The sequence below is a fragment of the Halomicrobium sp. HArcel3 genome (assembly GCF_058933135.1).
The window spans coordinates 102343-113529 of sequence record NZ_JBZYDN010000010.1 but is presented as its reverse complement, the minus strand read 5'-3'; the positions used below and the strand labels follow the sequence as shown (position 1 = coordinate 113529).

The following is an 11187-nucleotide window of genomic DNA, read 5'->3' as shown; positions in this document are numbered from 1 at the left end:
AAATTCGGCCCGGGGCGGGATGTGTCTGGCGACGGTCGAGTGCTAGCGTTCGCTGTCCGGCACCACGACAACCTTCCCGAAGCCCTCGCGGTTCTCCAGCAGCTCGTGAGCCCTGGCTGCCTCGCTCATCGGGAGCGTCTCGTGGATGCGCGGCTCGAACGTGCCGTCCCACACCAGCTCCAGAACCTCCTCGGCCTGGCCGGGGGTCGCCATCGTCGACCCGATGACGGAGAGCTGATTCCAGAAGATGCGGTTGATGTCCGTCTCGGGTCGCCCGCCTGTCGTCGCGCCGCAGGTGACGATGCGACCGCCCTTGGCGAGGCTCTTCAGCGAGTCGTGCCAGGTGTCCGCGCCGACGTGGTCCACCACCATATCGACGCCGCGGCCGCCGGTCAGGTCGCGAATTTCGCTGGCGAAATCTTCCTCGCTGTAGTCGATGGTGTGGTCGGCGCCCAGGTCCTCGGCGTAGGAGAGCTTCTCCTCGCTGCTGGCGGTGGCGAACACCTCCGCGCCGGCGTGGGCGGCTATCTGGACGGCGGCGTGGCCGACGCCGCCCGACGCGCCGAGCACGAGGACCTTCTCGCCGGCCTTGAGGTCGCCGCGGTCTCGCAACATCCGCCAGGCCGTCTGGAACACCAGCGGCGCGGCCGCGGCGGTCTCCCAGTCGACGCCGTCGGGCACGGGCGCGAGGTTCTCCTCGGGCACCGCCGCCAACTCGCTGTGGACGCCGCGGACGTGCTCGCCGATGATGTGGAAGTCGGGTGCGAGCGTCGGGTCGCCCTTGCGGCTGAACTCGTCGTCGCCACCGCTCACGCCCGCCAGCACGGCGACGTGATCGCCTGGTTCGAACCGTGTGACGTCATCGCCGACTTCCTCGACGACGCCCGCAGCGTCGCTGCCCGGCACGTGGGGCATCTCCAGGTCGATCCCGGGCAACCCGCGCCGCGTCCAGACGTCGAGGTGGTTGAGCGCGCCCGCCTTCACGTCCACCAGGACGTCCTCGCGACCGACTGCCGGGTCGGGAAACTCGCCGTACTCGATGACGTCGACGTCGCCGTGCTCCGTGAACTGGACGGCTTGCATGCTAGAGATGCTCAACCGCGACCGCAATAAAGGTCGACTCGGAAATCCGTCCCGGTGGATTCAGACGGGCGACGCGACCGTCGCTGCTCGTGGTCCTCGTCGTCCCTCAGATTCCGACGACGGGCTGGGGTTCGTACGGCTCTTCCAGGTACTCGACGTCAGAGTCGGACAGGTCGATCTCCAGGGCTTCGACGGCGTCCTCGAGGTGTTCCATGCTGGTCGTCCCGACGATGGGCGCGTCGACGTACTCGTTCTGGAACTGCCAGGCCAGCGCTATCTGGGCCATCGTGACGTCCTCCTCCTCGGCGAGTTCCTGGACGCGCTCGTTGATCTCCCGGCCACCGCCGCGTTCGTACTCCGAGGTCGGGTTGTGGAAGTTGTCCGGGTCGCCGCGCTCGGTCTCTGCCAGCTCCTCGAAGGGGCGGGTCAGGAAGCCCTGGCCCAGCGGACCCCAGGGGATCACGCCGATATCGTTCCGGTCGCACAGCGGCAGCATGTCGCGCTCCTCCTCGCGGTAGGCGAGGTGGTAGTGGTTCTGCATCGTCTCGTAGCTCACCAGCCCCTCGCGCTCGCTCGTCCGCAGACGCTCTGCGAGGTGGTGTGCGTACATCGACGAGGTGCCGGCGTGGCGAATCTTCCCGCGCCGGACGGCATCGTCCAGCGCCCGCAGCGTCGTCTCCGGCGGCGTGTTCGGGTCGACGCGGTGGGTCTGGTAGAGGTCGATCGTGTCCAGTCCGAGCCGGTCCAGCGAGTCGTCGAGTTCCTGCTCGATGGTCTTCCGCGAGAGCCCCGAGGCGTTGGGCGTGTCCTCGCCGACGGGGAACCGTACCTTCGTCGCGACGACCTGCTCGTCGCGGTCGTACTCCGCGAGCGCGTTCCCGAGAATCTCCTCGGAACGGCCGTCGGAGTAGGCGTTGGCCGTGTCGAAGAAGTTGACCCCCAGGTCGATGGCCCGGTCGATGATCTCGCGTCCCTCTGATTCGTCGAGCATCCAGGGCTCCTCGTCCCCGAAGCTCATGCATCCCAGACAGATCTTCGAGACTTCCATCCCGGTCGAACCGAGTGTGGTGTACTCCATACGTCCTGACTAAACGGCCAGTCCAAAAAGGATGGGCCCTGCTGTCAGCCCGCTGTCCGGTACTTTCGAACAGTCCGCACCGTTCATCGTCGGGGGGTCTGACCTGCCCCTGGGTAGCACCGCTCGCCGTATAGCTGGGGCCGAGCACAGCGAGGGCCCAGCCTGCTCGCGGGTCACACCGTTCGCCGGAAGACTTACTCCGTTCGTCTTCCGAGCCCTGGCTCGCTTCGCTCGCCAGGACCCCGCTCGCCTGTTCGACGGCCCCTCCCTTCGGTCGGGCCCGTCCTATCCGATGCTTTCTAACGCCCACCCCCCGTTCACGCAGGTATGAACCCGTCCGAATTCACCGAGTCGGTCCGCGACGCCAACGAGACGGCGCTCTCGCGGCTCGGCTCCTCGAAGTCGCTGTACGCGCTGACCGAGGGCGAGATGGAGGAAGGCGTCGTCCTCGCGCGCGCGGCCGACCTGACGTACTACGCGGCCGAGACGTTCGACGACTGGGCCGACGACCACGAGGCGTTCGCCACCGCGGCCGACACCGAACACGAGCACTACGACACCATCGTCGGAAAGCTCGACGACCACGAGCCAGGCGACGCTTCGGTCATCTACGACACCCTCGCCGGCCTGGACGGCACCGCTGCCTGCCTCGGCGGCCTCGTCGGCTGGGCCGTCGTCGTCGGCGAGACCACCGGCCAGCTTACCGGCTACTTCACCGGCCAGGCCGATCCACAGACCTCGCAGGTGTTCCGGACCATCCGTGGCGAAGTCGAGGACGTGCGGGACGAGGCGCTCGACGCGCTCGCCGACGACGGCGACTGGGACGCCGCCCGCGAGGCCGCCGACGCGGTGGTCCAGGACGCCTACGATGAGTACTTCGAGACGCTCGAAGACCTGGGCGTCAACCCCAAACCGGTCTGTTGAGCGTCCCGCCCGGACCGGATTGCCGTCTCTTCTCGGAGGACTCAGCTACTCGCGGATTCTCTCACTGGACGCTCGTCGAGCGAATTCCGGATGTCTATCAGCACGTCGAGAATCCGCAGTAGCAGAATCGCAACGATTCCGAGTAGCAGGTCGTCACTCACGACGACGACGGCGATGATGGCGACGACAGCGACCAGGTCGAAGAGCGAACGCTTCGCTTCCATACCTGTCGGGCCGCTGCAACGACAGGTAAGTGCTGTGAAAGCCGACCCGACTGCCGGTTCGAGACGCTGAAGGGTAATGTTCATACGGCCGCCACGTTCAATTTCGGGATATGGACTCCGAACGCCGCCGGACGCTCAGCGACGACGAGGCGCTGGCCGCGGCACTCTCGACCGTGCTCGACCACGCGGAAGCCACGGACGGCACCGTCACGTGGCCCGGCGTCGCCGACGACGTCCCGGCCGAACAGTGGGGCCGCCTGCTCGAAACCGGCCTCCTCGTCGACGCGGGTGAGTGCTTCGTCGTCGACGACCCGACCGCGGCGCGCGAGGTGCTCGACGACGTCGAGCCCGACCCCGATGCCGTCGGGGACGAGGCGGCCGACGAGCCTTCGTGGTCGCTCCAGGACAAAGCCGCCGGCGTCGGTGCGCTCGCCCTGATGGCGAGCTACCAGATTCCGGGCGCTCGCGACGCCGTCGGGAGCACGATGCACGCCGTTCTCGGCCCCGTCGAGGCGGCGCTCCCCTTCGCTGTCACCGTCGCCCTGCTGGCCGTCGTCGTCGGCGGGGCCTCGGGCGTCCTCAATCGTCGTCTCCGCGACACCGAGCGGGCCGACCGCGTCAAGTCGCGGATGGGAACCATCCGTGACCGGCTCTCCGATGCCCGCGAACGGGACGACGAGGCCGCCGTCGAACGACTGGAGGCCGAGCAACGAGAGCTGATGAGCGACCAGTTGCTCGTGTTCACGGACATGCTGCGGCCGATGGCCTACACCGTCCTCCTGACCGCGCCGGTGTTCCTCTGGCTCACCTGGCTCGCCGTCGCGCCCGCGGCAGCGATCACGCCGACGGCGACGGTGTTCCCGTTCGTCGGCCGCGTCGTCTGGACCGCGCGCCTGCTCGGGCCCATCCAGGTGTGGACCGTCTGGTACTTCGTCTGCTCGCTCGTCGGGGGCACCGCGGTACGACGTGCCATCGGCCGCGTGACGGCCGCGTAGAATCGGTTCGCCGTCGTTCTTTGGCGTTCTCCGCTGTGCCTACCGCTGGCCCGGTTGTTGCTGACCGGGCGGTCGTTGCTGCGGCTGGTTCTGGAGCCGCCGTATCGGCGGCTGCCCCGTCGGCGACTGACCCGTCGGTGGCTGCTGATCCGGGTTCGGGGGTTGTTGGCCGGGCTGGCCCTGTGAGGCTCCGGGCGGCGGGAGCTCTGGCTGGACGCTTTCGGGGAGGATGTACCACAGCCGGTCGTGAGGCACGTATCCCGTCTGCTCGGGTTCGTTGTCGTACCGTTCCTTCTCCTGGGCGAGGTTCTGGCCGTAGAGGGCGACGCCGTACTCCGTGAGTTCGAATCCCTTGCAGGTGAACGTCGTCCCGTCGGTGCAGATGACTTTCATTGGCGACTATCGTGTCATTCGAATGGACGGTGTAAAAGGACTGTCTCGTTGGAGGACGTGAACGTCCGGACGGTTCCGACGTCACAGCGAGGGCACAACTTCACCCGGACTTCGTCAAAATCGGCGAGCAGTGCTCTGTACAACGGTTCTACGTGCGTATCGGTCGAATACCCGTCGTTAGTCACAGACACGTGCTCAATTTTGGCTCATATAGTAGCCAGCTGGAACGCAGTTGTGGACATTTCATATAGCGATATGCAATTTATACACGATCTTTCGTTACTATCTGGGGTGGGCCGAAAGAACGCTTCTTTCCGTCGAATTATGGCGATTTGCAGGCGCAGCTGGCCGAATTCTCGCTCACTCCGAGAACGCATTTCTCAAGTTCGTCGAGCACTAGCTGATCCCAATGAGTAACTCCGGCAGCCCGCTGTCCGTCGACCGCCCCGACGTCGACCGCCCGTTCCGGGTCGACGCGCCGTTCGACCCGGCGGGCGACCAGCCCGACGCCATCGAGCAACTGGCGAACGGCTACAAACAGGGCATGGACAAGCAGACGCTCCTCGGCGTGACCGGGTCGGGCAAGACCAACACCGTCTCGTGGGTGATCGAGGAGATCCAGCAGCCCACCCTCGTTATCGCCCACAACAAGACGCTGGCGGCCCAGCTCTACGAGGAGTTCCGGAACCTCTTCCCGGACAACGCCGTCGAGTACTTCGTCTCCTACTACGACTACTACCAGCCCGAGGCCTACGTCGAGCAGACGGACACCTACATCGACAAGGACGCCTCGATCAACGACGAGATCGACCGACTGCGCCACTCCGCCACTCGGTCCCTGCTCACTCGCGACGACGTCATCGTCATCGCCAGCGTCTCGGCCATCTACGGGCTGGGTGACCCGCGCAACTACATCGACATGAGCCTCAGGCTCGAACAGGGCGAGGCGATCGACCGCGACGAACTCCTGAAACAGCTCGTGGATCTGAACTACGAGCGCAACGACGTCGACTTCACGCAGGGTACCTTCCGCGTGCGCGGGGACACCGTCGAGATCTACCCGATGTACGGCCGCTTCGCGATTCGCGTGGAGTTCTGGGGCGACGAGATCGACCGGATGCTCAAGGTCGACCCCATGCAGGGTGACGTCAAGGGCACGGAACCGGCCGTCCTCGTCCACCCGGCGGAGCACTACTCCATCCCCGAGAACACCCTCCAGCAGGCCATCCGGGAGATCGAGAAACTGAAAGAGGAACGCGTGGCCTACTTCGAACGCCAGGGCGACCTGGTCGCGGCCCAGCGGATCGAGGAACGCACCACGTTCGACCTGGAGATGATGAAGGAGACGGGCTACTGTTCCGGGATCGAGAACTACTCCGTCCACCTCTCGGACCGTGATTCCGGCGACGCGCCCTACACGCTGATGGACTACTTCCCCGACGACTTCCTCACCGTCGTCGACGAGTCTCACCAGACGATCCCCCAGATCAAGGGCCAGTACGCCGGGGACAAATCTCGCAAGGACAGCCTCGTCGAGAACGGGTTCCGACTCCCAACCGCCTACGACAACCGCCCGCTCACCTTCGAGGAGTTCCAGGAGAAGGCCAGCCAGACGCTGTTCGTCTCCGCGACGCCCGCCGACTACGAGCGCGAAGAGAGCGACCAGATCGTCGAGCAGATCGTTCGCCCCACTCACCTCGTCGACCCGAAAGTCGAAGTCGCCGAGGCCACCGGCCAGGTCGACGACCTCATGGAGCGGATCAACGGGATGCCCGACGACGAACGGGTTCTCGTCACCACGCTCACCAAGCGCATGGCCGAGGACCTCACCGAGTTTCTCGAGGAGTCGGGCGTCGACGTCGCGTACATGCACGACGAGACCGATACCCTCGAACGTCACGAGCTCATCCGCTCACTCCGCCTGGGCGAGATCCAGGTCCTCGTCGGGATCAACCTCCTCCGCGAGGGGCTCGACATCCCCGAGGTCTCCCTGGTGGCCATCCTCGACGCCGACCAGGAAGGGTTCCTCCGTAGCGAGACCACCCTCGTCCAGACGATGGGCCGTGCTGCCCGGAACGTCAACGGCAAAGTGGTGCTGTACGCCGACGAGCGCTCCAGCGCCATGGAGGCCGCCATCGACGAGACCCAGCGCCGCCGCCGGATCCAGCAGGAGTACAACGAGGAACACGGCCACGAAGCAACGACTATCGAGAAGGAGATCGGTGAGACGTCCCTTCCCGGATCCAAGACCGACACCTCCGACGTCGCCGGATCCAGCGCCAGCGACGCCGACGAGGCCGCCCGCCAGATCGAGCAGTTAGAGGAACGTATGCAGGAGGCCGCCGGCAACCTGGAGTTCGAACTCGCCGCCGACATCCGCGACCGCATCCGGGAGCTCCGACAGGAGTACGACCTCCACGGCGGCGACGACGAAGAGGGCGTTCCCGCGCCGACAGACGAGTTCTGAACGGATTTCGGTCACGGCTCTTATTTTTCGTTCATTGTGAGCGGATAGCGCCTGTGTAGTCCGATAGTATCCAATGTGGTGAACACGTTGAGCGAGTTTTGATATAGCGAAATAGGATACATGGCTTGTCTGGGCCTGATTTTCCTCAAATCGAGTGAACACGACTTCTGTGCCCTGTGGCTGCAAAATTCGGAAACTCGAATGGGGAAATCTATCGGTCGCTAACTGGTGGCCTATCGAAGCTACACTAGCGCTCTGCATCGACGGACTCTCTCGCTTCGTTCGTCGATGAGGTGCGAGACTGGGGACGTGGCTTGCGCAGCAATGCGTAGGGGTGTGTACTGAGTGGGTGGTTCGTCTGGGTTGGAACTGAAAGAAACGAGACCGCAAACACCCAGAAAGCCCTCGGCGCGCTCCAGTCCCGGGGCTTGCTGTCGTCCGAAAATCAGAGATTTTCGTGATGACGAGAGAGCGAAGCTCTCTCGAACCACTCTCCTCACTTCGTTCCGGTGCTTACTGCGCCCGGGTTCCCGGAGCCCGCCTCGCCCTTTCAGTCCTCCAGGATGGCACAGTACCGCAGCCCTGCCCTCCCCCTTGTCGGCCGACGAGACGGCCTCCCGGCCGGGCGGTTACGGAAGGAAGCGTGGCCCGAAGCGGACGCGACGGGTCCGGGGAGGGGTGGCGGAGTCAATCGCGAGCGCGTGGCGAAGCCCGCGCGAGCAGCACAGTCTCTGGTGGGCTGAAAGGGCGAGGCGGGGTCGACGAAGCACGGCGACGCAAGCACCGGGGCGGAGCGAGGAGCGCAGCGAGCCGCGCGAGTCGAGCGCGCCGAGGGCTTTCGGGTTGTTTGACTTCGTGCGAAGGGCGACAATCCCTGTACCCACCAAACGCTTCGTAGCTAATCTGTACCAACCGGATGTTTCGGCCTTCGAACCCGGGATGAATACCTTCACGTACTGTACGAGCTTCGCCCTCGAAGATGGGTCGGTACGAGCAGCTCACACATATATCTCCAGATCGTAGTTTGTGGAGAGAGCCATGGATTCCCTGCGGTCGAAACACCTGTTATAGAGTCTTCTGGCGCTAGTTTCGACAAAATACTCTCCACGGCTCCGCACCTGTCGCCTCCACCTACATATCGTATTTCGCTATATAGAATTCGTCCTGCCCGGTCCTGCCGGAACACGAAATCAGTGTCTTCTGTGCGTTTCGGCCCCGTTTTCTGCCAGAACGACCGGAACTGACGAATTTGGCTACCAGACGGAGTAACCTTCTACCAGCAAACCCCGTTGCGACGGTTCGCACAGGCACTTCGGGTCGACCAGGCTACGAACTGATTCGACGCTCTCTAATCCGGCAGTCGAAGACTTCGATTAGCCTTCCTGGATAGCTCAGCAGCCATCTCCTACTTGCCTCTGGGCGGAGTGGTCACTCCGGGCCACTAGCGACATATTTTATAGAATAGTAATCCATTTTCAGAATAAGCAAATTGAATAATATGTATGCTCAGGCGTAACTTCCTCCGGCGTGTGTCCGCCGGATCGGCGCTATTGGCCGGTGTCGGACCTGCCAGTGCACGGTCGCGTCGGCGTGGTGACACCGACTTCACCTTCGAAACGATCGGCACCCGATCCGCGAACGTCCGCAACGAAGTCAGCGCAACGTACCGCGATGGCGAACTCGTCCTGGTCGGTTCCCTGGCGGGGCCGGACGGGTGTGTCGACGCGCGCGCGGGAACCGTCGAATTCGAGGAAGACGTCCCGGTCATCACGGTCGAACGCACGAGTAGCGGATCGGTGTGTACGCAGGCACTCACCGCCGTGGAGTATCGCGGTACGCTCTCGGGCCTCGAGACGAGACCGCGCTCGATCGATATCAGGTACGTCGACGCGGAATCCGGCGACCAGTTCTGGCGTGATCGAACGAGGGTCGAGCTCCGCGGTCGAAGTCGGCAGCGGAACCAGCCCCAGGTCGACGATACTTCCTTCTCGGAGGTCGGCACCGAGTCCGGAACGCGGAACACGGCGGTGATGAGTGTCCCAGAGTCAGATGTGGTCGTCGACGGCTGGATCTTCCCCGATGGCACCTGTCACACTCCCGTTCTCGGAGACGTCTCGTTCGACGGACAGAAACTGACTGTCGAGGTGGAAACCGTGCTTCAGGACGGGTCCGAGGTCTGTGTCTCACAGCTCCGAACCTACAACTACGAACTGTCGGTCGAGACGTCGTCGATACCGGATCTCGTCGAAGTCAGACACGACGGCGACACCGTGCTCCTGGACGTTCCGGACCGACGATTCGAGGGGTAGCGGCTTGATTCTTTTTCCCCGGCCATCCGTCAATCTGTCCATCTTTCGCCTCGGTCGGCGGCCTGCCAGCCGGGCGACCGCCTTTCGAAGCCGGTCTCACGATCTACACTCTCGGTTTGCAGGCTTCGTACGTCACGTTCTCACGTGCGATCGGCGGTGCTGACCTGATTTAGTATAGCGGAATGACGTTCATGGCGCCGATCGGGTCCGATTCTATCGCTGCCTCGAAAACTGCTCGCTGGTGCAAAGTACGTTGTGAACGATCTGGAAAAAAGTCGTTCTCCACACAACCATCTCGATTGAGTGCTGTCGGTGTCTCCCGACGAGCTCCTGGTCACTGGGTGGCAGTAGCGACGGCTGACTACGGCGATTCCTGCGTTCAGCGATCAACGGGGCCAGAGGGGTTGCTTTCCGGTGCTTCGCCTGGAATTCTCGTCTGCGATCCTCCATGGCATGGGTCAAACGGGAATCGGCGACGAGTCCGCTTGATCGTCGCGTCGTATTCGTCCGGCTTGCTCGCTCTGTCAAGCGCCGTATCTTGAGCTGGGTTGGTGCCAGACAGTATCTCCCATAGTAGGGGTGTCGGTGAGGATTTGGGGGCTGGCCTCTCATGCGGTGTCGTCAATCTCGGGCCGATCGGTCGTACTGACGAGTGGGTGGGTGGCGCATGTGGGGTGTCGGGATTCCTCGCGGAACGACACTCGGCCTTCTTCGGTGATGTGGCAGTACTTCGACAGTCCTGTCCCTCACGAGCGCCGAATTTGCATGCTTTAGGGGCTTGCTGCGCGCATTATTAGGGTATTTCTGATTTGGCGGATTGATCGGTAATGAATCTTATTTCGCTATACTAAATTGGCGCGCCGCGTGATCTCTGGGCCACAGATTCGCCACCGAATCATCGGTAATTCTTCCTGATCGAAACCGCCGCCAAACGGGGCTGAAACGACCATCACTGGATGTTTTTGGCAAGCCTAAAATACCTCCTTTCTGAACGTCCGGTAATGAGCGAAACCGACGGCCAGTACGGCCTCGACGACGTCAGCGTGGTGATGGGGGCTTACAACGAGCGCGAGGCTATCGGGCCGGTACTGGACGAAATCGACGACGCCACTGACGGCGGGGCCGAGGTCGTCGTCGTCGACAGTTCCACCGACGGAACGGCCGACCTGGCCCGGGACCACGGTGCGACGGTCGTCGAACAGCCGCCCCAGGGTTACGGCGTCGCCGTCCGCGAGGCGCTGCTCTCTGCCACGAACCCGGTCCGGGTGACGACGGACTGCGACGGCACCTACCCGCTGGAGCGGATCCCAGACTTCCTGGAACTGATCAACGACGGCTACGACGTGGTCAGCGGGGACCGGCTCTATCACGGCGCGCGGACGATGCCAACGCTCAATCGGTACGGGAACCACGCCTTCGCGGCGCTGGCCAGCGCTCTGATGGCCGAACGCGTCCACGACGTGACGACGGGGATGCGGGCCTACCGGGGGGACCTGATCGAGTCCATCGAGTGGACCGAAAACACCGGACTCTCGGCCGAACTCCTGTTACGACCGGTGATGCGTGGCTACGCGGTTCGCGAGGAGCCCATCGAGTACGACGAGCGACTCGGCGAGACGAAACTAGATCCCTTCTCCGGTGGCGCGGAAATCGCCAAATCCATCGTGACGGTGTGCCTGGAAGAGCGCGACCTGCTGTAATTATCTGACACTGC

The 11187-nt window shown here is 63.7% G+C and carries 9 protein-coding genes; 5 read left to right on the top strand and 4 right to left on the bottom strand.

The features are described 5' to 3' along the window. Positions 1-42: 42 nt before the first annotated feature. Together AC5FRV_RS19095 and AC5FRV_RS19090 are read right to left on the bottom strand one after the other, a co-directional pair. On the bottom strand, positions 43-1083 hold the full coding sequence (locus AC5FRV_RS19095; protein WP_493562683.1) for a zinc-binding dehydrogenase: 1041 nt from the start codon (positions 1081-1083) through the stop codon (positions 43-45). A 106-nt stretch (positions 1084-1189) separates the two neighbouring features. Then, entirely contained in the window at positions 1190-2161 is a 972-nt protein-coding gene (locus AC5FRV_RS19090) for an aldo/keto reductase (protein WP_493562682.1), read from the bottom strand. 327 nt (positions 2162-2488) lie between these two features. On the opposite strand from AC5FRV_RS19090, the gene AC5FRV_RS19085 reads away from it, so the two are divergent. After that, on the top strand, positions 2489-3085 hold the full coding sequence (locus AC5FRV_RS19085; RefSeq protein WP_493562681.1) for a rubrerythrin family protein: 597 nt from the start codon (positions 2489-2491) through the stop codon (positions 3083-3085). A 41-nt stretch (positions 3086-3126) separates the two neighbouring features. Here AC5FRV_RS19085 and AC5FRV_RS19080 read toward each other — a convergent pair whose 3' ends face one another. Continuing rightward, positions 3127-3309 carry a hypothetical protein gene (locus tag AC5FRV_RS19080; protein WP_493562680.1) on the bottom strand — a complete coding sequence of 61 codons (183 nt, stop codon included), beginning with the start codon at positions 3307-3309 and terminating at the stop codon, positions 3127-3129. 110 nt (positions 3310-3419) lie between these two features. Between AC5FRV_RS19080 and AC5FRV_RS19075 the strand changes: the two genes are divergently transcribed. Then, positions 3420-4304: a DUF106 domain-containing protein gene (locus AC5FRV_RS19075; RefSeq protein ID WP_493562679.1), complete on the top strand. Its 885-nt coding sequence runs from the start codon at positions 3420-3422 to the stop codon at positions 4302-4304. Positions 4305-4343: 39 nt separating this feature from the next. On the opposite strand, the gene AC5FRV_RS19070 is transcribed toward AC5FRV_RS19075, so the two are convergent. Next, entirely contained in the window at positions 4344-4697 is a 354-nt protein-coding gene (locus AC5FRV_RS19070; protein WP_493562678.1) for a hypothetical protein, read from the bottom strand. Positions 4698-5106: 409 nt separating this feature from the next. Here AC5FRV_RS19070 and uvrB point away from each other — a divergent pair, with 409 nt between their 5' ends. From uvrB to AC5FRV_RS19055, 3 genes are all read left to right on the top strand, one after another. Next, positions 5107-7164, top strand: a complete 2058-nt coding sequence (gene uvrB / locus AC5FRV_RS19065; protein ID WP_493562677.1) for an excinuclease ABC subunit UvrB — start codon at positions 5107-5109, stop codon at positions 7162-7164. A gap of 1529 nt (positions 7165-8693) precedes the next feature. Beyond that, positions 8694-9473 (top strand): hypothetical protein, encoded by a 780-nt coding sequence (locus AC5FRV_RS19060; RefSeq protein WP_493562676.1) that lies wholly within the window; start codon positions 8694-8696, stop codon positions 9471-9473. Between the two features lie 1001 nt (positions 9474-10474). Further along, positions 10475-11173 (top strand): dolichyl-phosphate hexose transferase, encoded by a 699-nt coding sequence (locus tag AC5FRV_RS19055; protein ID WP_493562675.1) that lies wholly within the window; start codon positions 10475-10477, stop codon positions 11171-11173. Positions 11174-11187: the final 14 nt, after the last annotated feature.